This window comes from Pseudomonas fluorescens (assembly GCF_902497745.1).
GTDB lineage: Bacteria > Pseudomonadota > Gammaproteobacteria > Pseudomonadales > Pseudomonadaceae > Aquipseudomonas > Aquipseudomonas fluorescens_BM.
Genome location: NZ_CABVHJ010000008.1, coordinates 16,929 through 43,253, shown reverse-complemented (window position 1 = coordinate 43,253; position 26,325 = coordinate 16,929). Strand labels below are relative to the sequence as shown.

Here is a 26,325-nt window from a genome sequence, read left to right as displayed (position 1 = left end):
GTTCAGGTGATCTCCAGCTGACGAAGGCGGGTTTCGATGGTTTGCACGCCGAGGCTGGCCTGACGCTGCAAACCGCCGTTCCAGCTCAGCAGAACCGGGGTCTGGCGAGCGAGTTTCAGCGGCCCGGCTCCGCGCACCCGCAGCACCAGCCTGACGTCCAGGTCCGGGCCGAAATACAACCCGGCGAGGCTGGCCAGTGCCGGGTGTGCTTCGCCATCCGGGAGAAAGCGCGCCGCCTGTATCGATGGCAACGGCCCGAGGGTCAGGCGAATGCCGGCGTGCTCATCCCAGACCCGCGTGCCAGCCACGGCGCTGCGGCCCAGTTGCAGGTTGCGTCCACCGGCTTTCATCACACTGCGGCTGGCGGACGGGATCTGTCGCCAGGCACCTTCGTAAGCGCTCAATTCGACCGGCACGCCAAACTGCTCGCGGACAATCGCGGCGAACCCCGCCAACGAGCGACGGCCATCGGCAAACAACGCCGTGCACGCGAGCACGGCGCAGTCGGGAACAGCCTGGCGCTCCTGCAAGGCCTTGGGCAGCAAACCGGTCAGCGCGCGCAATTGCGCCTGCACCGGCGAAGCCCCAGGCGTGACAAAACCCAACGCGACCCGGTGTTTGCGCATCACTTTGTAGAGCAGGCTGAGCAAGCGATGCTGGAACAGATCGAGAAACGCGGCCGGTGCATGATCCTTGGCCCGCGCCCGTTGTTGCAGCCAATCCTGATAGGCGTAGGGGAGAGGGCCGTCCGGGCCGCCGAGACCGAATATCGGTGTGTCGAGTGTCAGCGGTTCGCCAGGCTCTTCGTGCAGGGCTTCGATCTGGCTGGCGGCAAACGCCGGTGTCAGTGGCCCGCGCAGTTTCAGCGCTTCGGTCTGCGGCGAGGTGCCGCTGCCGAGTGGATCGGCCTGCGGTTGCTCGCGTTCGAGCAACAGCAACGCCTGCAACCATTCGAAGGCCTGCGGCTCACGGCGCAGGCGTTGGCTCAGGGTCAGAGCGACAGGGGCATGCCGGCTTGGGGTTGCCATGCCTTGACCTCCTTGTCGGACTGCATCAGGACGGTGCGCACAAAGCGATTGGCCGTGGCGTACAGCGAAAAGAACTGCGCCAGCACCGCCGAAAACAGCACCGCGCTACTGCCGACAAAATGCTGCGGATCGAGCTGCAACTGCACTTCCAGACCATTGCGCCAGCCTCGCCAGGCATCGGCACCGACATGGCCGATCACCCGTTCGCAGCTGAGTTGCAGCAGACCTTCGATCTGTCTCAAGGCGCTGGCCTCATCGCGCAGATTGTGCAGATGCAGAATCTCTTTCAAGGCATCCAGCGCCTGCGGCCCTTCGACCAGCGACAAATGATTGAGGGTCAGTTGTGACACCAGACGCCAGCGCGAATCACCGTCCAGCCGCGGCAGACTCTGCGCACTCGGCGAATTGCGCAGGCGTGCCCAGGCGACCGGACCGGGGCGCTCGAAACCCAGCGGCGTACCGGCCGGCAGACTTTGCGCCAGATACCGGTTGGTGCAGAGCAACTCGGCGGTCAGGCTGTAGTCGGGCAGGTCGGTTTGCGGTTCAAAACGGGTGTCGACCACGCTCAGCAGTAAATCACTGCCGAGCCGGTTTGGCGTCATGCCGTTGACCCGTCGCGCATGCCAGTAACGCTGTTGATCGCCACCGCTGTGCTGGCTGCCGTAATACGCCGGCAGGCGCTGCACGCCGGTGCGGGTACTGGCGCGCATGCCGCGAATGCTGTGGATCTCGACGCTGTTCTCGCGGTGGCTGTCGGCGATCAGTCGATACTCGCTGCGCGTGCCGTCGGGACGCAGCGGTTCGGAAGTCCGCGGGAACAGGTTGATCACCGGCGCGCAGCCCAAGGTGATGTCGCTGGCCTGCAAGTTCAGGCGGCTAGCGGGGGCACGGTCGAAAACGATGTACAGATAGAGGGTCTGACTGTCGCTGGAGACTCCGCGCAACGGCAGATCGAAAAAGTGGAATTTGTCCGGGAAAGCAAAATACTCGGCCAGCAAGCGCATGCCTGGATGGACACCGTCTTCATCCGGCAACAGTGCTTCGTCATCGCTGAAACCGACGATGTTCGGCAAGCCTTTCAGCGCCGTCGGAACACTGCCCGGCGACCCCGCCAGCACCTGCACCGCATGCGCGCCGAGCAGGTCATACAGGCAGGCATTGACCACCGGTGACGCGGCCAGATGGAGGCGCAGTTGCTCAATGCCCAGATCTGCCCACTGGCTCTCGCCCAGGCAACGCAGGCTCAAACGCAATGCCGAGCGCGACTGCGCGACGCCGGTTAACGCCTGGGCTTCATCGCTGCCCAGCAGCAGTGCCTCGCTGACTTCGATCGGCCATAAACGAACGGCGGCCGAGGTGCGAAAGTGAATGCTCTCGCCTTTGCTGGTGGTGACGAATAACGGCGTATCACGGGGCAGGGTATAGCCGTCGTCGAGGTTGCCTTTGCTCGGGTCCGGCTCGAACTGCACGATGGCGCAGGACGGCAACGGCCGCATCGCCAACGGATAAAGTTGTTCGAGCAATGCATCGCTGAACTCGGCGTAGTCGTCATCAAGGCGCCGTTGCAGGCGTGCGGCGAGCAGTGCAAAACCTTCCAGCAAACGCTCAACGTGGGGATCGGGGCATTCGCCCGGGGACAGTTCCAGGCGCCGCGCGACTTTTGGATAGCGCTCGGCAAACTGGCTGCCGGCGTGACGCAGCCAGGTCAGTTCGCGTTGGTAGTAGTCGAGCAGTTGCGGGTCAATCGAGTCGCTCATGGCGCACCTCCAGTCCCTCGCCGCCGGGCTCAATGACAAACGCCACCGGCCAGTGCTGCTGACCACTGCGCAACTCGCCGAGCAAGCGAATGCTCATCCGCTGCGGCTGTTCGGGCAATGGATTGACCTGAACTTCGCCCAACAGCAGGCGCGGTTCAAAATGGCTGATGGCTTCGCGGATGTCTCGCGCCAGCTTGCGCCGATCATCGCTGCGCTGCTGTTGCAAGGCGCTCCAGTCGACGATGCCGTAGTCGATCACACTCACTGGCGTGGTCCGTGTGAGTGGGCCACGGCGGGTGTTGAACAGGCGCCCGAGCTCGGCGTGCACCGAGTCGAGCAAGTCCTGCCGATCGAATGTGCGCGGGTTCTCGGCCTCGCTGGACGCGAGGCGTTCGAACAGCGGTGCACGCATGCCGGTGCCTGCCATGGCCAGGGCGCCGGGTTAGCTGACAAGCTTGTTGGCGGCCATGTCCCAGGTCGACGCGGCGGTGCCTTCCTTGGTGCCGTCGTCTTTTTGCGCGGTGAGTTCCCATTTGATCTTGGTGAAGTTCAGTGACACGGTTTCCACCGGTTTGCCGCCGGTGCCGCCACTGACGCTGACGTTGGACAGCACCACGTTGGTGAGGGTGTAGACGATGAAGGGCATCAACTGCCCGCTGCCCTCGGCGGCGTTGCGGCCGATGGTGATGACTGCTTCGGGGATCGGTTTGCCGGCGCAGCAGTACTCGTTGAGCGAGGGTGTCGAGCTGTCGACGAACTTGGTAACCGTGAATTCACCGATATGCGGTTTGCCGGAGGTGCGCTCCGAGTTGCTGACGTCGTTGGTGACTTGCATTGCCACATTGTGGCTGTAGGACATGACTTCGATCTTGTCCGCAAAACCTTCGAGCAGGCTGTCGCCTTTGATGTCGCCGCCGAGGTCGAGAATGATTGCATCCATCGCTTGAAACTCCTGAAGAAATTCACATTAGGCAAATGAGCTGAACACGGAACCCGTGGCGAGGGGACAAATCCTCTCGCCATCAGGGTTTTCTCTGGAGCTTTAAGCGGCAACCGGCGGTGGCAACGTCGCCACCAGGCGAATCGATGCGGTCAGCTCTTCCAGCTGGAAGTGCGGGCGCAGAAACACCGTCGCGCGATAGGCGCCGGGCTTGCCGGCGACTTCGGTGACGTCCACCCGCGCTTCACGCAACGGGTACTGCGCCTTGATTTCCTGCGGCGCGTTGTCGTTGATCAGCACGTAATCGGCGATCCAGTTGTTGAGGTAGGTCTGCACGTTGTCGCGGGTCATGAAACTGCCGACCTTGTCGCGCATGATCACCTTCAGGTAATGGGCGAAACGTGACGCGGCGAGCACGTATGGCAGCATCGCCGAGATCCGCGCGTTGGCGTTGGCCTCGTTGGTGTTGTAGACCTTGGATTTGTTGGTGGTCTGGCCACCGAAGAACACCGCCACATCGCTGTTTTTCTTGTGGCACAGGGCGATGAAACCGAGGTCGTTAAGCTCTTTCTCGCGACGATCGGTGATCGCCACTTCGGTCGGGCATTTCAGCGACAGATCGCCGGAGCTGGTGCGGAACGTATGCGCTGGCAAACCTTCTACCGCGCCACCACCTTCAGCACCACGAATCGCCGCGCACCAGCCGTACTTGGCGAACGCTTCGGTGATGCGTTGCGACAGCGCCCACGCAGCATTGCCCCACAGGTATTTGCTGTGGTCGGTGCCGTTGACGTCTTCGACGTAGTTGATGCCTTCCACTGGCGACGTATCGGGACCGTAGGGCAGACGCAGCAGAAAGTGCGGCAGCACCAGAGACACATAACGCGAATCCTCGCTCTCGCGGAACGAGCGCCACTTGATCAGTTCCTGGCTCTCGAACACCTTCGACAGATCACGCGGCACCGCCAGTTCGGTGAAGCTGTTCATGTCGAACAGGCGCGGGCTGGCGGCGGCAATGAACGGCGCGTGTGCAGCGGCGGCGACGTTCGACAGTTTCTCCAGCAGGCCGATGTCCTGCGGGTGACGGCCGAAGGTGTAGTCACCGACCAGCAAGCTGAAGGGATGGCCACCGAAGGTGCCGTATTCCTCTTCATAGATTTTCTTGAACAGTGCGCTCTGGTCGAATTCGACGGCTTTTTCCAGGTCGTTCTGCAGTTCTTTCTGCGTGACGTTGAGCAGGCGCAATTTCAGCCGGGTGCTGGTTTCGGTGTTCTGCACCAGCAGGTGCAGACCGCGCCACGAGGCTTCGAGTTTTTGCAGATCGGGATGGTGCAGCACCTCGTTGAGCTGGGCGCTGATCAACTCGTCGATCTGGCTGATACGGTCGTTGATCATCGCCACGGTGTCCTTGTCGATGGCCATGCCTTCGTCGAGCACCTGGGTGGCGAATTCCGCGAGCATGTCGCGGGCGTAATCCTGCTGACTGTCATCGTGGGCCATGCGGCCGTCGAGAATGATCTGGTCGAGCAGGGAAAGTGTCTCGGTCGTACTGTCGCTGGCTTGTTTCTGAGCTGAAGCGGGCATGGCGAATTCTCCCCTCGATTAGGTGGACGATCAGGCTTGCGGTTCGGCCGGGGCCTCGGCGTCAGCGGCCGGGGTAGCGGTGTCCGGGCGGGCCGATTTGATTTCCTGCAGGCCTTCGGTGTTGGCGATGACATCGCGCAACAGCTTGTCCAGGTCATCGTTGCCATCGAGTTTGGTCAGCAGATCGCGCAGGCGCTGGCGGGCCTCGAAAAGGCGCCGCAGCGGCGTGACTTGCTCCACCACCTTGACCGGGTCGAAGTCGTCGATGTGTTTGAAATTGAGTTCGATATTGAGCTTGCTGTCGTCGCCGCTGAGGGTGTTGTTGACCTGCAACGTAGCGCGCGGACCGATCGAGGCGAGTACTTCGTTGAAATTGTCGCGGTCGATTTCGGTAAAGCGCCGCTCAGTCAGTTTTGCCAATGGCTCAAGTGGCTTGCCCGACAGATCGGCGAGAATTCCGACCACCAGTGGCAATTCCTTTTTCTCGATGGCATTGCCGATTTCGACGTCGTAAGTGATTTGCACTCGGGGCGGGCGCACCCGGTCGAGCTTGTGCTGAGTACTTTCTGCCATGTCGGCGGACTCCGATGCGATGAGCGGGCGCAATGCATCGGGGAGGCCCGTTCATCGCTTTCCCTTGCTGGACCGTAGGTTAGAAAGGGAGGCAGATGACCTGTCGTTCCTTTGACAAACCTTCTTGATTCGGCTGTAGGAACCGAACTACCCAAGACGCTAGAACAGGTCTATAAAAATGCAAGCAAAAACATTTTTGGACAGGTTCGCGAAAAGGAAAATTCATTTTGCGTAGACGACTTTTTCTAACACTGCTGTTTGCGTCCCTGGCCGGTTGCTCCCTCTTCGGGCCGAAGGTCGACCTCGACAGCCTGACCCTCGACGTCGCGCCCAAAGCCAACGACGACACGCCGATTGCCGTGGACTTCATTGCGGTCGCCGACCCCGACTTGCTCAAGCAATTGTCGGGCATCAGTGCCAGCCAGTGGTTCGCCGGGCGCGAACAGTACCAGCGCGACTATCGTCAGTTGATGAGCGTGTGGGGACTGGAACTGGTGCCGGGGCAATTCATCGACCGCCAACCCTTCCCGTTGGGGGGCAAGAAGGCTGCTGGACTTTTGGTCTTCGCCAGCTATACCACACCCGGAGCACACCGCTTGCGCCTCGACGATCAGAGTGAGGCGTGGCTGAAATTCGACAGCCGCGAGATGAGCCTGGTCAACCCCAAACACTGAAACACCGCCGCTGCCGCCGGATTGCGGCCTTGTCGAAGGGAGTCGTATGAGTCTGCTACCTGATGCGGTTTGCTGGCACGAAGGCATGCAATTGCTGCCGCAGCATTTTCAGTTGCAAGGGCTGCGAGCCGAAGCGCTCGGCGCGCATCTGGCGCAAGGGTGCAATCCGTGGTTCTGGGGTGTCAGCCACATGGAGTTCGATCCTTCGGCGCTGAGCGCGGGCGTGGTGCGCGTTTTGTCGCTGCAAGGGACGATGCCCGACGGCTTGCCCGTGGATTTGCAGGCCGGGATCGGGCCGACGCTGGAACTGGATGTCGGCGCGGCGATCGATGCCACCGACGATGCCACTGTCACCGTGTACCTGGCGATCAGCCCGATGTGGCGTGCCGGGCAGTTGCTGCCGCTCAAGGGTCGCTTGCAATCGGTGGTGGGTGACGCACTGCCGGATCTCACCAGTGGTGAATTTCCTGAGTCGATCACCGTGTGGCGCCCCAATCCACGCCTGTGCACGCAACTGAACAAAGCCGATTCGATCTGTCTGCCGTTGCTGAAAATCCGCAAGGAGGGCGGCGGCTTCCTGCCGCTGACTTACACCGCGCCAACACCACTGCTGCTGCCCGAGTCTGCGCTGGGGCGACGCATCGCCGGCCTCTGCGCGCGGGCGCGGGAGAAGTGCCTGTTTCTCGGCGGCCGTTTGCGCCAGGCGCAACAGGCTGGCAATCAGGACGACGCGCTGGAAATCCGCCGGCAGCTGACCGCGTTGTGGGCACGCCTGCCGGAAGTCGAAGGCGCGCTGAACAGTCGCGTTGCTCACCCGCAGTCTCTGTATGTGCACCTGCTCGGCCTGGCTGGCGCATGGGCGGCACTCGATCCGCTGGCCGGTGTGCCAGCGTTTGCACCGCTGGATTTTCTCGAGTTGCAACGCGGTTATGACGCGGTGCTGCAATGGCTGGAAACCACCCTCGAACTGATCCGCGCCGGCTACCGCAGCCTGCCGTTCGAGCGCGGTGAGCACAGCTTTTCCATTCAACTGCCGGACGAGCAGCCGGGTCAGCGCCTGGTGATCGGTCTGCGCATGCCCAACGGCGCCAGCGAACAAGCGGCTATTGACTGGTTGCGTGGTGCGATCATCGCCTCGGCGCCGCACATTGCGCTGCTCAGTCGTCAACGCATGAGCGGTTTGCCGCACCAGGTCATGAGCCGCAGCGAACAGGTGGCCTACAGCGTCGGCGAGGACACGCGGCTGTTTGTGATCACGGCCGAAGGTACGTGGTTCGACGCGCAACTGCCGCTGGTCATCGCGGCACCGGCGGCGAAGCTGACCAGCAGTCCGTGGCAAGTGGTGCTGTTTATCGCCCAGAACAGCGAAAGTGCCTGATCACACAAGGAACGCCGTATGTCGCAAGGAAGTGCCGCAAGCCTTGGGTTGCAGGACGCACCGTTGAGCAGCGCGTTCCGCCAGACGTGGCAACAATGGCAACAGGACTGGGTGCAATTGCCCAAGGACAGCGAGGACGAAGCAGCGCTGGTGGACACCGTGGTCGAACTGTCCACGCAAGCGTCGCAGCGGTTGTGGCGCACCGCTTATTCGCGGGTCGGTGATTCGGCGACCGATCAGGTCAAGGCGCTGGTCTATGCGTTCGTCGCGCTGGTCGACGAAACCCTGTTGTTCACGCCATGGCCCGGGCAGTCGGCGTGGCAGGACAAACCTTTGGAGTCGCGTCTGTATTCCAGTCGTCAGGCCGGCGAACAAGTGCCGTCGGCGATTCAGACATTGCTCGATGAACAGCAACCGACCAGCCGCGATCTGGCCAACGTGTATCTGCAGTGCCTGATCCTTGGTTTCCATGGGCGTTTGCGGGGCGAACACAGTCAGGCGCAACTGGAGAAATGGCGGCTGGCGCTGTACACCTTTGCCTGGCAGGACGAGGCCAGTTATGCCGATGTCAGTCAGCGTCTGGCGCAGCCGTCGCTGACCACGCCATTGCAACTGCCGGTGCGCACGGCGCTGCCGGATGGCTTTCGCCTGGCACTGGGGATACTGGCGATGATGTTGTTGCTGACCGGGCTTGGCCAGTTCCTTTGGCGCGATATTCGTTCGGAGCTGGACCCGGTGCTGCAGATCATCGACTCGGTGGCGCCAGCGGAGCAAGACTCATGAGTACCCTGACGATAGTCGCGTGGGTGGTCGCTCTGCTGCTGGTTGGCGTGATCATCGCCGTGGTGGTGTGGTGGTTGCGCACCCAGAGTGGCGCAGCGATCCGCAGTTTCTACGCAGCCGTGCGGCAAATGGAGCAGGAGCAGGGCAGCCACGACCGCTATCAGATGCCATGGCTGCTGATGCTCGGCGACGAAACCCAGGGCACGCAACTGGTCAGTGAATGGCGTCTGCAACCGACCGACAAACCGGCGTGGTTCGGCCGTTGGTGGTCGGACCCGGAAGGTGCTGTGCTAGTGGTGCCGCAGGCGCTGTTTCTGCCCGACGACGGTATGCATTTGCAGCGTGGCGGCTGGTGGCGTTTGCTCGGTCTGATCTTGCGGATGCGCAGCAAGCGGCCTCTGGACGGGGTGGTCTGGCTGGTGCCGGTCAGTCGCCTGAGTAATCTCGAACAGGCTGCCAGCCTCGGTCTGGCCGCACGCCGGCGCTTCATCGATCTGCTGCAACGTTTTGGCCTGAGTGTGCCGGTGTACGTGGTCATCACCGGACTTGAAGAACTGCCGGGGTTCCAGGAGTTGATCAGCGCGCTGCCCGACGAGGCCCGCGAACGTACCCTGGGCTGGTCGTCGCCTTATTCGCGCGATGCGGTTTGGCAAGGGCAATGGAGCGATCAGGCGCTCGATCGCATCCATCGCGCTGTGGCGGAAGCCATCATCGAAATCGGCACCTTGTCCGGCCAGCTCAGCGCCGATCTGTACGCCTTGCCGGAGCGTCTGGAAACCTTGCGACGCGGTTTGCAGAGTGTTCTGGAACCGGTGTTTCAAGGCAACGCTCAGGGTGAAGCGCCGTGTTTTCGCGGTGTCTATTTCAGCGCCAGTCAGGCCTCGAAGGATGCCAAAGACGGATTTTCCGCCGACGACAGCGGCTTGCAGCAAAGCGTGTTCGTGCGCCAGTTGTGGCGCCAGCGCCTGGTCGGCGAGCGCGGGCTGGCGCAAGGCGTGCCGCGTCTGCTGCGTTTGCGTCAGCGCTGGCAGCGGCTGACGGCCGGTGTGGCGCTGGTGGTCGGGGTGATCTGGGCCGTGGCGATGCTTTGGGTCTGGCACGTGTCGGTCAAGGATGCCCACGAACTGGCGCGGCAGATGCAAGGCGCGCAAAAGAACTACGTGGCGATCAGCGACGAGGCGCAGCGGGTCGACTCGACCCGGCGTAACGTGCAGACATTCTGGCGCGTGCTGGAGCGTGCGCCGCACTGGAACTACGTTTCTCTGGTGTTTCCGACGTCGTGGTTTTCCTCGTTGGACAATCAGCTTGAGCAGCAAGTCTTGCAGTCCACCCAGCGCCACATCATGGTGCCGCTGCATGATCTGTTGAGCGCGCAACTGGCACAGATCAAAGCGATTCGCAGCACCGATCGGCGCAGCAGTGTCGAAAGCGACGACCCGGCGCAGTGGCAGAACTATCTGAAAGCTAACGATCTGGTGGATCGGGCACTGCGATTGGAGCAGCAGAATCAGCTGTTCAATCAGGTGCAAAACAATCAGCGCGCGCCACTGGATGACTTGGTGCAACTGAGCAACAACGCGCTGTCGCTGAACCTCAACACGGGCACCTTGCCCTATGCAGCTTTCTACAATCGGCTGATCGTGGCCGGGGAAGACGGCAGCTTGCAGGCGCTCGACCTGAGCGTCGACCGGCCACTGATCGTCAGCAACTTTTCCGGATTGATGCAGCGCTGGCTGGATCAATATTTCCTCGCCGACAACTTTGTCAGCAAGGCCGGTTACCTCAAGTTACACCTCGATCAACTGGAGGCCGGCAGTGGCAACAGCCTGCGCGAGCTCGAAGAGCTGACCGCGCTGGTCGACGATCTGCAAGCGGCAATTGCCCTGACCAATGCAACGTGGAGCCGTGGCAAAGGCCAGGAATTGGTGCCGGGTTATGGTGACTTCCTCGCCAAAGTGGGCAAGAGCACATTGTTGGGCGTGCAAGTCCAGCAAGACCTCGACACGCAAGCGTCACGCTTGCAGCAGAGTTTCCGCGATCAATGGATCGCCCAGGTCGGCTCGCGGGACAATTTGCTGGTACAGCAAGTCAGCGGGCAATTGGCGTTGCAAGAGCAAGTGGTGAAACTCGATAACGCGATACAGGCGCTGTTCAAGCGCGACTTCGTTTCGGTCGCCCTGCGTGCCAGCGAAGACAACGTCAATATGCAAGGCCAGACCGTGGACGGTGATGACCTCAATGAATCGCTGAAATATTTCGCCGACTACAACAGCTACATCGCCGAAGAACTGCCACGCATTCCACCGGACTATCGCGTTGCGGTGCTTAAAGCCGCCGAGCGTGCCGCCGCCCAGGCGATGTGGTTGAGCCTCAAGGATCACAACGATCAGGCACATCCTTACGCTGTGTTCAATGTGCAGGCCGAGCAAGCCATGGCCCTGCAAAAGGCTTTTGTCGAGGTGCATCGCCCGGATCTCGCCACGCGTCTGCAAACGGCGCTCAACCGCCGCGCCATGGCGCAGCTTATTGGTGGTCTGGATGAAATCACCGCACAACCACTGTTCGGCGGACGGGCCGAAATCAGCCAGTGGGACGGTTCGAAAAACCTTGGTCTGGAACTGTTCGGCGCCAGCGACGTGCAGGACCTGAAACTGAGCCTCAAACAGCAGTTCAACACCATGCTCGGCATCACTGAGCGGCGGACGTCATCGTTGCAGTGGCTGACAACACAGCAAGCCAATCTGTCGGCACTGGATTACGAACGCGTGACGCAGTTCAGTGCCCTCAACGACGAACTGCGCAAATACAAAGAGGCCAACCCGGCCAGTTCGCCCGCACAGATCGAGCAACTGGTCAGTCGCGATTTCGTCGAGATGGACGTCAATTCCTGCCTGCAAATGTTGCAGACCGCCAACGTCGCCGGCGGGCGCGGCACGTTGGCGATGCGCGCGGTGGAGCTGCAACAGGAAGCCATGCAGCGTTGTCAGCAGCTGCAAGTGCAGCAGGCCGCTGCGGCTTGGAATGAGCTGGCTAACTACTTCAATCAATATCTGGCGGATCGCTTTCCGTTCGCCAACGGCGTGCAGATGCAGGACGCCGATCCGGCGCGGGTTGAATATTTTCTGCAACTGATCGACAAAAAACTGCCGGTCGCGCAGGCCGGCCTTGCCACCAATCAGACCCCGGAACGCCTGGCAGCGGCGGATTTTCTCAACCGCTTGAAGCAGGCCAGCACCTGGCTGACGCCGCTGTTCGTGCGCGACAAGAGCGGCATCCTTGGCATCGAGCTGGACGTGCGCTGGCGCACCGATCGCGATGATGAGCTGGGCGCCGATCAGGTGATTGCCTGGGGTTTGCTCGCCGGCAATCAGCAGATCAACTATCCGGCAGCCGAGCAACCGAATCTGCGCTGGATGGTCGGTCAACCTGTCCGCATAACCCTGCGCTGGGCGCGCAACGGCAAGGAACGGCCGGTCAATGATCCGCAGCAACCGAATCTGGTAGTGCGCGATCTGGAGGCCGGCTGGGAGTATGGCGGGCCATGGTCGCTGCTGCGGATGATGCGGGCGCACTTCTCGGTGCAGCGTCAGCCAAACGTGGATTACACCGATTTCCCGCTGACGTTGCGTTTACCTGTAACCGGGGCGCCGGACAGCGTCACCAGCGACTTCACGCGAATGTTCGTGCGCCTGTCGCTGATGAGCCAGGGCTCGAAACTGCCGTTGTCGATCGCGCCGTTGCCCACCCGTGCGCCACGTTCGCCGTTTCAGATGACCGGCAGCACCGCCGCCCTTGAATCGCAGAAGGAGGACCTGTGAGCCTGCCATCGACCGCCGTGCCAGACCTGATTGATCAACTGCTCGCGCCAATCAGCGCGGATGCTCCCTGCGGCGTCGATTTGCGCTATGAGCGTGAGTTCGATCAGTTGCGCGACTTGCGCCGCGAGGATGATGCCAGCCTTCCGACCGGGGTGTGGCAGTCGACACTGAAGCGGGCGAACTGGCCGGAGGTCGAGAAGCTCACCACTGCTTTATTGCTCGAACGCAGCAAGGACTTGATGCTCAGCGCCTGGCTCGGCGAAGCGTGGCTGCACCTGCAAGCACTGGACGGTTTGCCCGGCAGCCTGGCGCTGATCGTCGGTTTGTGTGAGCGCTTCCCCGAGCATTTGCATCCGCAAGCTGAGGAGGGCGATCAGTCGTGGCGCGTGATTCCGCTGGAGTGGCTGGTGCGTCGCTACAGTGAAGTGTTGCTCACTCGCGTGCCGCTGTTCGGCACGCGCAACAACGATTTTGAAGCCTATACCCTGGAAGTCTGGCGACGTTTGCAGGTTCAACAGGTGCAGGTCAACGACAGCAAGAATGCCAAAAGCTCGGCAGAAACTGCACGCAATGAACAGAAAAAACTCAGCGAGCAGATTCGCGCCACACCGCTGGCGTTCTGGTTGCGCACCCAGGGCAACCTGCTGCTGAGCCTGCAACACCTGCAACGGCTCGACAGCTGGAGCGATGCTTATCTGGGTGAGCAAGGCCCGGGATTGCGCCCCTTGCAGGACATCATTCAAGCGCTGCTGAAGCTGGTTCAGGAGTTTATCGCCATGCACCCACAACAACCGGCACCGCCGGCACCCGTGGTCGAAGCCCCCGTCGCCATGCCACAGCCTGAAGAGCCAGCGCCGGTTGCCCAGGTATTTCGCGAACCGGCCAACCGCGAGGAGGCGTATCGGCAATTGCTGCTGATCGCCGAATACCTGGCCCGCACGGAACCTCACAGTCCCGTGCCCTATCTGATCCGTCGCGGCGTCGAGTGGGGCAACAAACCGCTGAGCGAGTTGCTGGGTGAGTTGATCAGCGCCGACGCGGAATCACGGCGCCTGTGGACGTTGCTCGGCGTGCTTTAGTGCACGCGCTGGTTGCTGAGTTTCGGTGGCAGCGCAATGGGCGTCAGTACCGGCTCGCCGGAGAAGAACGCCACGAGGTTTTTGCCTACCAATTCGACCGTGCCTTGCGTCGCTTCCGGTGACAGGCCGGCGACGTGTGGTGTCAGCAGCACGTTGCTCAGGGTTTTCAGCGCATCCGGCACTTGCGGCTCGTGGTCGAACACATCGAGTGCGGCGCCGGCAATTCTGCGCTGTTCAAGGGCAGTGATCAGATCCGCCGTAGCGATGACGCTGGCGCGGGCAATGTTGACGATGAAGCCTTTCGGCCCGAGCGCATCGAGCACCGCGCGGGTGACCAGATGTTGCGTGCCAATGCCACCGGGCGTGGCGACAATCAGAAAGTCTGACGCCCGGGCCAGTTCGGTCGGCGTCGAGCAGAACGCATAAGGCACATCGCTACGCACCTGGCGGCTGTGGTAGCTGATTTCCATGTCGAAGCCGAGGTTCGCGCGTTTGGCGATCGCCAACCCGACGGCGCCCAGCCCGAGGATCCCCATGCGTTTGCCAGCCAGCGACGGGCGCATGATCTTCGGCCATTCACCCCGGCGTACTGCGGCATCGCAACGCGGGATATCCCGGACCAGTGCCAACAACATTGCCATCGCATGGTCAGCCACCGACGAGGCGTTGACCCCGGCGCCGTTGGTGACGGTAATGCCACGGTTGCTGGCAGCTTGCAGGTCGACCTGTTCGTAGCCGGCGCCGATGACGGTGATGATCTTCAACGCGGGCAGGGCGGCGATCTCTTCGGCCGTCAGGCCCAGCGGACCCCGGGTCAGTACCGCATCGATGCGGTTGCCTTGGGAGGCAATGGCGTGCGCACGTTCGGCGGGCGTGGGGGCGAGAATCAGGTGAAAGCCCTGATGTTCGAGAATCGGCAAATAGTCATTGATGGTTTCAACCAGTACCAGAACGGTTGCGGGCATTGCGCGGCTCCTGTGAACGTCGGCGGGTAGGTCGCGATAGTCGTTTCAGAGTGCTGAATCCGCAGCGACTTGGCAATCGTTGTCATTGGCGCAGTGGTGCTTTGATTCTGGACGGCTTCGGGCAAGAAGCAAGGGGTGGCAGCACACCGGTGATCCGGTGTGCTGTCGGCATCATTGGGCCGCTTGGGCTTTGGCTTGCTCAGCCATCGCGATCGGCTTGATATCGTAGGTCGGATAGAACTCGGTGCGGTAACTGCCCCATGCGGTGTTTTCCAGCGCAAGGTTCACTTCCGCCAGACGCGAGACAGGAAAGCGCACGGTCACGACCTGGCCGATACCCATCATGATGTTCCAGCTCACCACCTCGACTCCGGCCGGGGGAAAGGTTTTATGGAATCCCTGTTGCGCGAGCTGGGCCTTGAGTTCACTTAACGGTCGGGTTTGATCATGTTTCAGAAACACGGTCAGCATCATCGCGTTGTCGGCGGTGGCGACGGCATTTTTTGCGGGCTGGGTGGCAGCTTGTGCGCTGACCCCGGCGCAATACACCGAAGAGGCCAGCAACGTCGACATCAGCAGGGTTTTAAGTGACTTTTGCATATCGAACTCCTGGTTTTATTGTTTGATGGCGGACTTGGTTTCTATCGTTCCGGTATAGGGCGCATGAACGACATGAATGCGTACGAGAGGGTTGTTGTCGACCATGTCGCGGGGTACTTCCCGAGAATAAGTGAACTCATGTTTGTTCAATGTTTCCAGACGCCTGACAACTGTTTTGGTCGTGCCGATATCGGGCACAAGAATGTGCTGTTGCTGATCGCCGGTGACAAAGAAATAACCGCCACCACCATTGTTGTATTTTGACTCGCCTGTATCGGTGTAAAAGAACTCATATCGATTGCGCTCGGGATCCCACGTCGATATACCGACAACGCCGGGGTACCTGGCCTTGACGTCGGTTTCAGGGGCGCCGTCGACATAGACCTTGGTCGTCAACCATCGCGGCGAGGAGGCCAGCTCGCGGACGTCGGCATTGGCGCTGGTGAGCGGGGCGAGCAACGCGGCCAACAACAGGCCGGTCATCATGTACTTTTGCATGTTGTGTCCTCTTGATTGCACTTTAATTGTCAGTCGTTGAATTCAGGGCGATAAAAATATAGACCTGCTACGGAATATTGTTCAATGGCTGGGTAGTTGCTTGTAACAAATGGCTGGTATTCGATTTTAAGCAATGTTTTGTTGCGAGTTTTTCTGGCTGTTTAAGTTGTAGGAATATTCTGAAAGGTTGGTGGCTAATTGACTTGTTTGTTGGCGTTTCCTGTAGTTAATGTCGCTGGCCTCCGTAGTTGATTACACAATGCTGTAGGACAAGAGATCCCGTAACAAATGTCTGGTTGACGCAACCGCAGCAAGTCAGGTTGCGTCAATTTCAGGGAGGACTTCCTCAGAACGTCACTTCATCGCTGTCGACCAATCGTGCGAAGGCGGCACCGAGGGTGACGTTGTGATGTTTGATGATCGCTTCGGCGGATAGCACAGCAGTGTCCATGCAAGTGTGGGCGTCAGCGACCAGCAATGTTCTGAAGCCCAGATCGGCAGCGCTGCGACAGGTGCTGTCGATGCAGAACTGGCTTTTCATGCCGACCACATAGAGCTCTTCTACCTGTGCGGCCTGGAGTTGCCGTGCAAGTTCAGTGCCATGGAAAGCATTGGGTCGGAATTTGTCGAAGAGGGTGTCGATTTCGGCGTCCAGCTCAAGCGCTGGCAGTAATTGCCAGAAAGGACTACCAGCGGCAATCGGTGAGCCGTCCGGGCCAGTGTGGCGCACGGCGAAGATCGGCACTTGATTTGTGCGGGCCTGAGCGACCAGGCGCTGGATGTTGGCGAGAACCCGTTCGCCCTGGTATGGCTTTTCCGGTCCGTGGAACAGACCGACCTGCATATCGATGATCAGCAATGCTGCGGGCATGGTGTTTTCTCCTTGGGTGCTGCAGATGCCGCACGGACGGGAGAAACAACAAGGCCCCGTCCATTGCTGGCGGGGCCTTGGGTTTGCTGCGCTGGGCTTACCTCAGACAGAAACACCACGACCCGCCGGTGGCGGTCGTGGTGGTACGGGTGAGTTGCAGCGCGCAAAGGTTCATGTGACCGATCATGCTGGCACCTGTGCCGGGCTGTCAATCAACCGCTCAAGTGACGTATTGCGCGATGCCGTTACCGAATGACCAGTTCTCTTTTTTCACCTCCACCAAATTGATGAAGACGTCTTCCAGGCGCACCGCCAGTTGGGTATGCAGGCTTTCGGCGATGGTTTTGAACAGCAACTGTTTTTTCTCTATCGAGCGACCTTCGCTGATGGTGATTTGAATGAACACCACGCCATCGCTGCGCTGGATTCCCAGATATTGCGGGTCATAGATGAAGTGCTGGCGGTCGTGCTCGGTGAGGATCTGGAAGTTGTCGTACTCGGGCACATCGATACAACTGCGCAGGGCCGCGTAGATGTGCTCGCCGATGCGTTTGGCGAAAGTGGGGTCGGGGTTTTGTCTGATGTCGACGCGAACCAATGGCATGGGAGGGCTCCGCAGGGCAAGGGGACTCATCTCACGCTAGATCATGTGGGGCAAATTGAAAGGCACGGGTACTTGATCGCGAGGTGTTTCTAAAAGGCTCTCTGTATGAGGCTGCCTACCTGACTCGCGGATTTTGCCTACGAATTCGACAGATTCGTCCGCTATCCGGACAGGTGAACAAAGCGAAATTATGAGGGTACAAAGCAGCCAGGGTAGTCACCGCCAACAGCCAAGGAAGGCAAATGTACAAAAACGATCGTGAAAATCTGGAACTCGACAGGCTGGAAAATGAATCAAGGAAACTTGTGGCTGAAAGACAAAAGCTCGTGGCGGAAGAAAAAAAGCTTAACAGAGAGACGAGTTTATATCCGCTTGCAGTAGTAGCCGGGGTGGTGACAGCAATCACCGCAGTAGCAGGCGTTTTCTTCAGGTTTTGATTGTTCGCGTTTTACAAATGTCAGATCCATGACCCAAAAAGGAAAGTCACATGAGTACCTATGATCGCAAAGCCAGAATGGAAGAAATGGAGCGGGAACACGATGAGTGGGTTGAAAGAATACGCATAAAAAACAAGCGCGATATGTACCCGATCTGGGCAATGTTAGCTTTTGGAATGTTTTGCTGGTCACTTGGTTTCTTCGTGGGTCGGACGATCTGATCAGATTTTGCCGCTAATACGCGGTACAGACGCTTTTCAGAAAACGACACTGCACGTACCTGGCCGCGACAGTGTTTTTCCCGAAAACGACACTCCGCTGATCTGCTCCGCACAACCATTCCTCAGCTAAGTCTTTGCTTCTGCTCATTTATCACGGAGAATCGCGCCCCTGTTTCGGCCGGAGCATGTCTGTCGGTTTTTTCCGACGCGTCCTGACCGAGTGGCAAGTGACCGGAATGCGGAGATCCGACCGGATGAATGATCAGGCCAATAGCGTCGAAGAGCGCTTTGATGCAGCAGCACCCGCTGAACTTTCGAGCTGGAATCGCCAGGACACCACCTGGATGTTGGGACTGTTTGGGACGGCCATCGGCGCCGGTACCCTGTTTTTGCCGATCAACGCAGGTCTGGGTGGCTTCTGGCCGCTGGTGGTCCTCGCGCTGCTGGCCTTCCCGATGACCTTCTACGCGCACCGTGGCCTGACCCGCTTCGTGCTGTCCGGTCGCGAAGGTGCCGACATCACGGAAGTGGTCGAGCAGCATTTCGGTATCAAGGCCGGCGCGCTGATCACCTTGCTGTACTTCTTCGCGATCTTCCCGATCCTGCTGATCTACAGTGTCGGCCTGACCAATACAGTCACCAGTTTCCTCGAACATCAACTGCACATCACGCCACCGCCGCGCGCGCTGCTGTCGTTCGTGCTGATTCTCGGCTTGCTGGCGGTGGTGCGGTGCGGTGAGCAGGCGATCGTCAAGGCGATGAGCCTGATGGTTTACCCGTTCATCGTCGCGTTGCTGTTTCTTGCGGTGTACCTGATTCCGCACTGGAACGGCGGCATCCTGACCACCGTTTCGCAAGTACCGCCACCGTCGGCGCTGCTGCACACGCTGTGGCTGGCGATTCCGGTGATGGTGTTCTCGTTCAACCACTCGCCGATCATTTCCGCGTTTGCAGTGGATCAGAAGCGTCAGTACGGCGTGCATGCCGATGAGCGCAGCTCGCAGATCCTGTTCCGCGCCCATGCGTTGATGGTGCTGATGGTGCTGTTCTTCGTCTTCAGTTGCGTACTGACGTTGTCGCCGGAGCAATTGGCGGAAGCCAAAGAGCAGAATCTGTCGATCCTGTCGTACCTGGCCAACCACTTCAACAATCCGACCATTGAATTCGCGGCGCCGCTGATTGCGTTCGTGGCGATCTCCAAATCGTTCCTCGGTCACTACATCGGCGCCAGTGAGGGCTTGAAGGGCTTGATCGTGAAGAGCGGCAAGCGTCCGAGCGCGAAGGCACTGGATCGCATCGTGGCGGCGTTCATGCTGGTGATCTGCTGGATCATCGCGACGCTGAACCCAAGCATTCTGGGCATGATCGAAACCGTCGGCGGCCCGGTAATCGCGGCCATCCTGTTCCTGATGCCAATGTATGCGATTCGCAAAGTGCCAGCGATGGCACGCTATCGTGGTCAGGCGTCTAACGTGTTTGTTACGGCGGTAGGTCTGGTAGCGATTTCGGCACTGGTTTACAAGCTGGCGATGTAACACGGATTCAATCGATAAAAACCGCTGTGCCTGCCCGGGCACAGCGGTTTTTTTTGTCCGGGCGTCGAGCTTGCTCGCAAAAGCGATGAGACCCGAACAGGCAACCGTCATTCTGCTGGCATAAAAAAACGCCGCTCATCTCACGATGGGCGGCGTTTTTCATTGCGTTGTAACGTTAGGCTTGAACGACCGGGATGTTGGCGTTCGCAGCAGCTTCACGGAACTCGGCGATCTGGTCGAAGGACAGGTAGCGGTAGATATCGGCCGCCATGCTGTCGATCTTGCCAGCGTATTCCATGTACTCCTCGACGGTCGGCAGGCGACCCAGGATCGAAGCAACGGACGCCAGCTCAGCCGAAGCCAGGTAGACGTTCGCGCCGTCGCCCAGACGGTTCGGGAAGTTACGGGTCGACGTCGACACCACGGTGCTGTTCGGCTCAACGCGTGCCTGGTTACCCATGCACAGCGAGCAGCCTGGCATTTCCATGCGTGCGCCAGCCTTGCCGTAGATGCCGTAGTAGCCTTCTTCGGTCAGTTGGTGAGCGTCCATTTTGGTCGGCGGCGACAGCCACAGACGGGTTGGCAGCTGACCCTTGACCTGATCCAGCAGTTTACCGGCAGCGCGGAAGTGACCGATGTTGGTCATGCACGAACCGATGAACACTTCGTCGATCTTCTCGCCAGCAACGCTGGACAGCAGACGGGCGTCGTCCGGGTCGTTCGGCGCGCACAGTACCGGCTCGCTGATGTCGGCCAGATCGATTTCGATGACTTCGGCGTATTCGGCGTCGGCATCGGCTTCCATCAGTTCCGGGTTGGCAACCCAGGCTTCCATCGCTTGGGCACGACGTTCCAGGGTACGAGCATCGCCGTAGCCTTCGCCGATCATCCAGCGCAGCAGGGTGATGTTGGAGTTCAGGTACTCGGTGATCGACTCTTTCGACAGCTTGATGGTGCAACCGGCAGCCGAACGTTCGGCCGAGGCGTCGGACAGTTCGAACGCCTGCTCCAGGGTCAGACCTTCCAGACCTTCGATTTCCAGGATGCGGCCGGAGAAGGCGTTTTTCTTGCCTTTCTTCTCAACGGTCAGCAGACCGTTCTGGATGGCGAAGTAAGGAATGGCATGAACCAGGTCGCGCAGGGTGATGCCAGGTTTCATTTTGCCTTTGAAGCGCACCAGGATCGATTCCGGCATGTCCAGCGGCATAACGCCGGTGGCCGCAGCAAACGCAACCAGACCGGAACCGGCCGGGAACGAAATGCCCATCGGGAAACGGGTGTGCGAGTCACCACCGGTACCGACGGTGTCCGGCAGCAGCATACGGTTCAGCCACGAGTGGATGATGCCGTCGCCCGGACGCAGGGAAACGCCGCCGCGGGTCATGATGAAGTCAGGCAGGGTGTGGTGGGTGGTCACGTCGATCGGCTTTGGATACGCCGCGGTGTGGCAGAACGACTGCATCACCAGATCAGCGGAGAAGCCCAGGCACGCCAGGTCTTTCAGTTCGTCACGGGTCATTGGACCGGTGGTGTCCTGAGAACCTACGGTGGTCATCTTCGGTTCGCAGTAGGTGCCAGGACGAACGCCTTGGCCTTCTGCCAGACCGCAAGCCTTGCCGACCATCTTCTGCGCCAGGGTGAAACCCTTGGTGCTTTCAGCTGGAGCTTCCGGCTTTTTGAACAGGTCGAACGGTGGCAGACCCAGTTCGGCGCGAGCCTTCTCGGTCAGGCCACGGCCGATGATCAGCGGGATACGGCCGCCGGCACGGACTTCGTCCAACAGCACCGGAGTCTTCATTTCGAAGGTGGTGATGACTTCGTCAGTACCGTGCTTGCAGACTTTGCCAGCATGCGGGTACAGGTCGATCACGTCGCCCATGTTCATGTTGGAAACGTCGAACTCGATTGGCAGTGCGCCGGCATCTTCCATGGTGTTGTAGAAGATCGGAGCGATTTTGCTGCCGAAGCAGAAACCGCCAGCGCGCTTGTTCGGCACGTAAGGAACGTCGTCGCCGAAGAACCACAGTACCGAGTTGGTGGCCGATTTACGCGACGAACCGGTACCGACGACGTCACCGACGTAGGCGATAGGGAAGCCTTGACCGCGCATTTCTTCGATCTGCTTCATCGGGCCGATAGCGCCCTGCTGATCAGGAACGATGCCGTCACGGGCCATTTTCAGCATGGCCAGGGCGTGCAGCGGGATGTCTGGACGCGACCAGGCATCAGGAGCAGGGGAGAGGTCGTCGGTGTTGGTTTCGCCGGTGACTTTGAATACGCGCAGGCTGATCTTGTCGGCCAGGGTCGGACGGTTTTTGAACCACTCGCCGTCAGCCCAGGATTGCAGTACGCCTTTGGCGTGAACGTTGCCGTTCTTGGCTTTTTCCGCGACGTCGTGGAACGCATCGAACATCAGCAGGGTGTGCTTGAGTTGCGCGGCAGCGACTGGCGCCAGCTCGGCGTCGTCCAGCAGGTCAACCAGAGTGACGATGTTGTAGCCGCCCTGCATGGTGCCGAGCAGTTCTACAGCGCGCTTTTTGTCCAGCAGCGGGGAGGAAACTTCGCCCTTGGCCAGTGCAGACAGGAAGCCGGCTTTGACATAGGCCGCTTCGTCCACGCCTGGTGGAATGCGATTGGTGATCAGGTCAACGAGAAATTCTTCTTCGCCAGCCGGAGGGTTTTTCAGCAGCTCGACCAGGCCTGCTGTTTGTTCGGCGTTAAGCGGCTGGGGAACGATACCCAGGGCTGCACGCTCTTCGATATGTTTGCGGTAGGCTTCAAGCACAGTTATTACCCTCATCAGTGGTCCCAAATGGGTGTCCGGGACGCTCATCCCGAAATTGCCGTACTCATGCTCCTCACGACGTTGTGGGTCGTTCGGCCAGAATTACCGGCAATTCCTTACAGAAGCTGCTTTCAAAGTTTTACGCCTGCAGAACGGGGAGCTGATGAGGGTTGGCGCTGGATTTTTCCCCGCTGGAAAAACCCCTCGCCAACACCGCTCTGAAGGAACGACTGTGCTCGTGACGCTTTGAAAACAGCTTCTAACGGACATTGGCGCCTTAAAAGGCTGGCTGATTCTACGGCAAAAAAAATTTAAAGGTAAGTCGCGCTCTATTGGACTTTCGTGGCAATGCGCGTGGCCGGGGCAAACACTCAGTACGGCTGAGACCCTGATGTTTGAGGGGTGATCAATGCCCGACAAAGGGCTAAGATGCCGGTCTGTTCCGCGTTTCAGTGCCTCTGCCTACTTTATGCCCAATCAGACCATCAAGACCCCCTGCGTCGGCCTCTGCTCCACTGTTTACGGTGATCTGGTGTGCCGTGGCTGCAAGCGTTTCCACCACGAAGTGATCCATTGGAATGGTTACAACGAGGAAGAAAAACGCGCGGTGTGGTTGCGTCTGGAGCAATTGCTGTCACAAGTGATGGCGGCCAAGGTCGAGATTTTCGATTCGGCGCGCCTGCGCGAGCAGCTCGAACAACGCAAGATCCGCTTCGTGCCGCATCAGTCGGAATATTGCTGGGCGTATCAGCTGATTGCCCGTGGTGCGCGGGTGATCATTAATCTGGAAGCCTACGGGATGGTGTTGCTGCCGGAGTTTCGCGACTGGAGCCTGCCGGAGTTGCGTGATGCCATTGATCGGGAATTTTTCCTGCTGTCGGAAGCGCATTACCAGCGCTACATCGCCCCGGGCTTTCTGAAAGACGCCTTCGGCGCCTGAAGGTCAAAAGATCGCAGCGTGCCGCAGCTCCTACATGGGAATGCTTTCTACCTGTAGGAGCTGCCGAAGGCTGCGATCTTTTGATCTTTAATGTTTCACCGCCAACTCCACCAGATGATCCTCAACCTCCTGCGGTTTGAGCACCAGCACATCGCTCTCCAGTGAATCCAGGACGACTTCTGCAGTATTGCCGATCAACGCCCCTGACAACCCGGTACGCGCCACGGTGCCAATAACGGTCACTGCCGCCTGCAGCTTGTGCGCCATGAACGGGATCAACACATCCGCCGGGCCTTCCTCTATGTGCAGATGCTCATCATCGACATCGAATTCAGCCTGAAATGCCCGGCATTGCTCGCGATAGCGCGCCGCGATGGTTTCACTCAGTTGCAGCGTCGGGTCAGCCGCCGACAGCATCGGCGACGGATGGGCGCTGATTACGTGCAGATGCGCCTTGGCCAGACTGGCAATGTCGTAGCCATGATCAATGATTGTCGTGTGCAGATGCCGGTGTTCGCCATCGGCATTGCCCACGTCCACCGCCGCCAGAATCACCTTGTCCTTCCACGAACCTGCGGTTTTCACCAGCAGCACCGGGGTAGGGCAGTGGCGCAGGAGTTTCCAGTCGGCCGGGGTCAGCAGGGCTTTTTTCAGCGAGCTGTCGGGGAAATGCTGCTTGATCACCAGCCCGCAACCCTCGGCCTGCTGCACATCGATGATGGTTTCATGCAGGCTCTCGTTCCACGCCTGCTCGGTCGTCACGCTGTAACCGTCGGCCAGCAGTGCGGTCTTGAGCACGCCGAGCATACCGGCGTGATCGTGCTTCTTGTCGCACACCAGCAGGTGCAGATGGGCCTGGGTCACGCCAGCGATCAACTTGGCGCGCTTGAGCGCCAGGCTTTCCGAATGTTCGGGTTCGATGACCACCAGAATGCTGCGAATGGCTTGCATGAGCGGAGTCTCCAGCAAAGAAAAGGCACGGCGTTGCACAACTATAGTTGCTGCTCGATCATCCGCGACTTGATGCATATCAACGCGCGCGGCTGGTGGTCTGCGGACAGGCCGGTATAATCGGCGCCCTTCGCTCGAACACCTTTACCGTGAGCCCCATGATCCTTCCCGAAATCCACGAATTCCTTGGCTGCCGCACCCCCGACGCCTGGGTTCAGGCCGCACTGGCCGATCAGGAAACCTTGCTGATCGACCACAAGAACTGCGAGAAAAAGTCGGCAATACAACCACGAAATGTGAGAGACACCTATGCTGCCTGAAGTCCATGAATTCCTTGGGTGCCGAACCCCTGTTGCATGGGTTGAGGCGGCTTTAGCTCAGCAAGACGTGATGCTGATTGATCACAAAAATTGTGAGTTTAAGGCTGCTAGCACTGCGCTGAGCATGATTGCTAAGTACGGTGCGTATCCGGATTTGGTGATCATGATGTCGCGGCTGGCCCGTGAGGAGCTTGTCCATCACGAGCAGGTTTTACGGCTGATGAAAAAGCGGAAGATTGAATGGCGTCCGCTTTCAGCCAGCCGATATGCCTCAGGACTGCGAGCTATTGTGCGAAGCCATGAACCGGTGAAGCTGGTTGATACGTTGGTAGTCGGAGCTATTATCGAAGCGCGTAGCTGTGAGCGGTTTGAAGCGCTTGTGCCTCATTTGGATGAGGAGTTGGGGCGGTTCTACTATGGGTTGCTTAAAAGTGAAGCGCGGCACTTCCAAGGGTATCTGAAGCTTGCCTATGAGTACGGTGAGGCGGCGGATGTGGATCGAGTGATCCAGAAGGTTAGGGCGGTGGAGGCAGAATTGATCGAAAGTCCGGATCGCGAGTTCAGATTTCATAGTGGTGTTCCGACACCAGAGTGACTTTGGTTTCTCAACGAAAAAACGCAATGGATAAAAAATGTAAACGGCTTTTTTCATCGAACTAAAGTGAGGCTCACTCGCCCCTTTAGCCCAGCTTGGAGCCAGGTAGTCAATCCCCGGTGGCATCGTGCAGCGCTGGTACAGCATGTAAGATTCACGCCTACTTCATTTCCCCGCTTCTATACGCGCAAACCTTTCTAAGGGATTCCATGTCTGCCCTCTCAAACCTGCTCAACACCTACCGCGCAGCTTCCGTCAGCGAACGTGAAAAAGGCACCTACTTTGAGGAGCTGATATGCACCTATCTGCGTAATGAGGCCACCTATCGGGATTTATACGAACAGGTTTGGACATACGCTGATTGGGCGAAAAGCCAAGGCTTGGACGGGAGAGATACGGGGATCGATTTGGTGGCTAAAACACAGGGTACAGGTGAGTACCACGCCATCCAGTGCAAGCTTTACGCTCAGGGCTATAGGGTACAGCGGAAGGATATCGACAGTTTCTTTACGGCCTCCGGGAAAAAGCCGTTCACTCATCGTATTATCGTAGCCACGACTAATGAATGGAGTGAGCACGCCAACGATGCACTGCTTGGCCAGCATCAAACGATTAATAAGATTGATCTTCAGGCGCTTGAAGAAAGCCAAATAGACTGGAGCAAATACCAGCCAAACCAGGCACCTGTTTTAAAAGAAAAAAAGCAGCTCCGTGAGCATCAGAAAACGGCCTTGAAGGCCACAGAGATCGGCTTGGAAACAGCGGAGCGCGGCAAGCTGATTATGGCCTGTGGTACAGGCAAGACTTTTACGAGTCTAAAGATTGCCGAACAGCTGGCGGGGCGCGGTAAGCGTGTATTGTTTCTAGTACCTAGCCTATCGCTGCTATCGCAAACCCTGACTGAATGGACTCAGGAAAGTGCGATCCCACTGCATAGCTTCGCCGTGTGTTCCGACAGTGATGTTGGCAAGAAACGAAAAGCTGATGATGACGTGGTGCAAACCTATACCCATGAACTGCGCTATCCGGCTACCACGAAGCCTGAGAAATTGGCTTCAGAAATGGGTAAGCGGTGCGACGACCAACATATGAATGTTGTTTTTTCTACCTATCATTCGATTGATGTGATTAGCCGCGCCCAGAAAGAGCATGGTTTAGAATCGTTCGATTTGGTGATCTGTGACGAGGCACACCGCACAACGGGCGCAACGTTTGGTGATGGCGATGAAAGCAACTTCGTCAAAATTCATGATGCTAGCTACATTCGCTCTAGCAAACGTTTGTATATGACTGCCACACCTCGTATCTATGGCGACAATGCCAAGGTTAAGGCGGAGACTAGTAACGTTGCGCTCTGTTCGATGGATGACGAGAACATGTACGGCAAAG

The 26,325-nt window shown here is 59.1% G+C and carries 25 protein-coding genes; 12 read left to right on the top strand and 13 right to left on the bottom strand.

The annotated features are described in order from the left end of the window. Positions 1-2: 2 nt before the first annotated feature. From tssG to tssB, 6 genes are all read right to left on the bottom strand, one after another. Positions 3-1,028, bottom strand: coding sequence for a type VI secretion system baseplate subunit TssG (gene tssG / locus F8N44_RS14295; protein ID WP_150650723.1), 1,026 nt, complete (start codon positions 1,026-1,028; stop codon positions 3-5). Then, a complete protein-coding gene (gene tssF / locus F8N44_RS14290; RefSeq protein WP_150650722.1) occupies positions 992-2,785 on the bottom strand; it encodes a type VI secretion system baseplate subunit TssF in 1,794 nt (597 codons plus the stop codon). The genes tssG and tssF overlap by 37 nt, the downstream gene beginning before the upstream one ends. Beyond that, positions 2,769-3,212, bottom strand: coding sequence for a type VI secretion system baseplate subunit TssE (tssE, locus tag F8N44_RS14285; RefSeq protein WP_150650721.1), 444 nt, complete (start codon positions 3,210-3,212; stop codon positions 2,769-2,771). The genes tssF and tssE overlap by 17 nt, the downstream gene beginning before the upstream one ends. Positions 3,213-3,227: 15 nt before the next feature. Then, the gene (locus F8N44_RS14280; protein ID WP_150650720.1) at positions 3,228-3,725 is read right to left on the bottom strand and encodes an Hcp family type VI secretion system effector; all 498 of its coding nucleotides are present in this window, start codon (positions 3,723-3,725) and stop codon (positions 3,228-3,230) included. Between the two features lie 102 nt (positions 3,726-3,827). Next, positions 3,828-5,309, bottom strand: a complete 1,482-nt coding sequence (gene tssC, locus F8N44_RS14275) for a type VI secretion system contractile sheath large subunit (protein WP_007911038.1) — start codon at positions 5,307-5,309, stop codon at positions 3,828-3,830. Between the two features lie 30 nt (positions 5,310-5,339). Beyond that, a complete protein-coding gene (tssB, locus tag F8N44_RS14270) occupies positions 5,340-5,882 on the bottom strand; it encodes a type VI secretion system contractile sheath small subunit (RefSeq protein ID WP_064117633.1) in 543 nt (180 codons plus the stop codon). Between the two features lie 227 nt (positions 5,883-6,109). On the opposite strand from tssB, the gene F8N44_RS14265 reads away from it, so the two are divergent. The 5 genes from F8N44_RS14265 to tssA are packed head-to-tail and all read left to right on the top strand — an operon-like array spanning position 6,110 to position 13,614. After that, complete coding sequence (locus F8N44_RS14265) at positions 6,110-6,556, top strand: type VI secretion protein (protein ID WP_150650719.1); 447 nt, start codon at positions 6,110-6,112, stop codon at positions 6,554-6,556. Positions 6,557-6,602: 46 nt separating this feature from the next. Beyond that, a complete protein-coding gene (gene tssK, locus F8N44_RS14260; protein ID WP_150650718.1) occupies positions 6,603-7,934 on the top strand; it encodes a type VI secretion system baseplate subunit TssK in 1,332 nt (443 codons plus the stop codon). Between the two features lie 18 nt (positions 7,935-7,952). Continuing rightward, positions 7,953-8,717: a DotU/TssL family secretion system protein gene (locus tag F8N44_RS14255; protein WP_150650717.1), complete on the top strand. Its 765-nt coding sequence runs from the start codon at positions 7,953-7,955 to the stop codon at positions 8,715-8,717. Next, positions 8,714-12,535 (top strand): type VI secretion system protein, encoded by a 3,822-nt coding sequence (locus F8N44_RS14250; RefSeq protein WP_150650716.1) that lies wholly within the window; start codon positions 8,714-8,716, stop codon positions 12,533-12,535. Before F8N44_RS14255 ends, F8N44_RS14250 begins: the two co-directional genes overlap by 4 nt. Beyond that, positions 12,532-13,614: a type VI secretion system protein TssA gene (tssA, locus tag F8N44_RS14245; protein ID WP_150650715.1), complete on the top strand. Its 1,083-nt coding sequence runs from the start codon at positions 12,532-12,534 to the stop codon at positions 13,612-13,614. Before F8N44_RS14250 ends, tssA begins: the two co-directional genes overlap by 4 nt. On the opposite strand, the gene F8N44_RS14240 is transcribed toward tssA, so the two are convergent. The 5 genes from F8N44_RS14240 to F8N44_RS14220 all read right to left on the bottom strand — a co-directional run bounded on the left by F8N44_RS14240 (position 13,611) and on the right by F8N44_RS14220 (position 17,152). After that, positions 13,611-14,579, bottom strand: coding sequence for a 2-hydroxyacid dehydrogenase (locus F8N44_RS14240; RefSeq protein WP_150650714.1), 969 nt, complete (start codon positions 14,577-14,579; stop codon positions 13,611-13,613). The genes tssA and F8N44_RS14240 overlap by 4 nt on opposite strands. Positions 14,580-14,750: 171 nt before the next feature. Beyond that, positions 14,751-15,179, bottom strand: coding sequence for a hypothetical protein (locus F8N44_RS14235; protein WP_150650713.1), 429 nt, complete (start codon positions 15,177-15,179; stop codon positions 14,751-14,753). A gap of 15 nt (positions 15,180-15,194) precedes the next feature. Next, positions 15,195-15,677 carry a DUF4822 domain-containing protein gene (locus tag F8N44_RS14230; RefSeq protein ID WP_150650712.1) on the bottom strand — a complete coding sequence of 161 codons (483 nt, stop codon included), beginning with the start codon at positions 15,675-15,677 and terminating at the stop codon, positions 15,195-15,197. A gap of 346 nt (positions 15,678-16,023) precedes the next feature. Beyond that, positions 16,024-16,548, bottom strand: a complete 525-nt coding sequence (locus F8N44_RS14225; RefSeq protein WP_150650711.1) for a cysteine hydrolase family protein — start codon at positions 16,546-16,548, stop codon at positions 16,024-16,026. Positions 16,549-16,768: 220 nt separating this feature from the next. Then, complete coding sequence (locus F8N44_RS14220) at positions 16,769-17,152, bottom strand: tautomerase family protein (protein ID WP_150650710.1); 384 nt, start codon at positions 17,150-17,152, stop codon at positions 16,769-16,771. Between the two features lie 242 nt (positions 17,153-17,394). Between F8N44_RS14220 and F8N44_RS14215 the strand changes: the two genes are divergently transcribed. The 3 genes from F8N44_RS14215 to F8N44_RS14210 all read left to right on the top strand — a co-directional run bounded on the left by F8N44_RS14215 (position 17,395) and on the right by F8N44_RS14210 (position 19,345). After that, on the top strand, positions 17,395-17,589 hold the full coding sequence (locus F8N44_RS14215; protein WP_150650709.1) for a hypothetical protein: 195 nt from the start codon (positions 17,395-17,397) through the stop codon (positions 17,587-17,589). 50 nt (positions 17,590-17,639) lie between these two features. Continuing rightward, entirely contained in the window at positions 17,640-17,810 is a 171-nt protein-coding gene (locus F8N44_RS31320) for a hypothetical protein (RefSeq protein WP_191630892.1), read from the top strand. Between the two features lie 254 nt (positions 17,811-18,064). Then, on the top strand, positions 18,065-19,345 hold the full coding sequence (locus F8N44_RS14210; protein ID WP_150650708.1) for an HAAAP family serine/threonine permease: 1,281 nt from the start codon (positions 18,065-18,067) through the stop codon (positions 19,343-19,345). A 175-nt stretch (positions 19,346-19,520) separates the two neighbouring features. On the opposite strand, the gene acnB is transcribed toward F8N44_RS14210, so the two are convergent. Then, positions 19,521-22,130 (bottom strand): bifunctional aconitate hydratase 2/2-methylisocitrate dehydratase, encoded by a 2,610-nt coding sequence (acnB, locus tag F8N44_RS14205; RefSeq protein ID WP_150650907.1) that lies wholly within the window; start codon positions 22,128-22,130, stop codon positions 19,521-19,523. Positions 22,131-22,599: 469 nt separating this feature from the next. Here acnB and F8N44_RS14200 point away from each other — a divergent pair, with 469 nt between their 5' ends. After that, a complete protein-coding gene (locus F8N44_RS14200) occupies positions 22,600-23,070 on the top strand; it encodes a DUF1289 domain-containing protein (protein ID WP_026000439.1) in 471 nt (156 codons plus the stop codon). A gap of 87 nt (positions 23,071-23,157) precedes the next feature. Here the strand turns inward: F8N44_RS14200 and F8N44_RS14195 are convergent, their stop codons facing one another. After that, positions 23,158-24,021 carry a universal stress protein gene (locus F8N44_RS14195; RefSeq protein ID WP_150650707.1) on the bottom strand — a complete coding sequence of 288 codons (864 nt, stop codon included), beginning with the start codon at positions 24,019-24,021 and terminating at the stop codon, positions 23,158-23,160. 47 nt (positions 24,022-24,068) lie between these two features. On the opposite strand from F8N44_RS14195, the gene miaE reads away from it, so the two are divergent. The 3 genes from miaE to F8N44_RS31730 all read left to right on the top strand — a co-directional run. Further along, complete coding sequence (gene miaE / locus F8N44_RS32200) at positions 24,069-24,341, top strand: tRNA isopentenyl-2-thiomethyl-A-37 hydroxylase MiaE (protein WP_412071514.1); 273 nt, start codon at positions 24,069-24,071, stop codon at positions 24,339-24,341. Then, positions 24,331-24,936 carry a tRNA-(ms[2]io[6]A)-hydroxylase gene (locus F8N44_RS14185; protein ID WP_150650706.1) on the top strand — a complete coding sequence of 202 codons (606 nt, stop codon included), beginning with the start codon at positions 24,331-24,333 and terminating at the stop codon, positions 24,934-24,936. The genes miaE and F8N44_RS14185 overlap by 11 nt, the downstream gene beginning before the upstream one ends. A gap of 209 nt (positions 24,937-25,145) precedes the next feature. Next, positions 25,146-26,325 (top strand): DEAD/DEAH box helicase family protein (locus F8N44_RS31730; protein ID WP_224794766.1); only part of this gene is annotated, 1,180 nt, incomplete at its 3' end.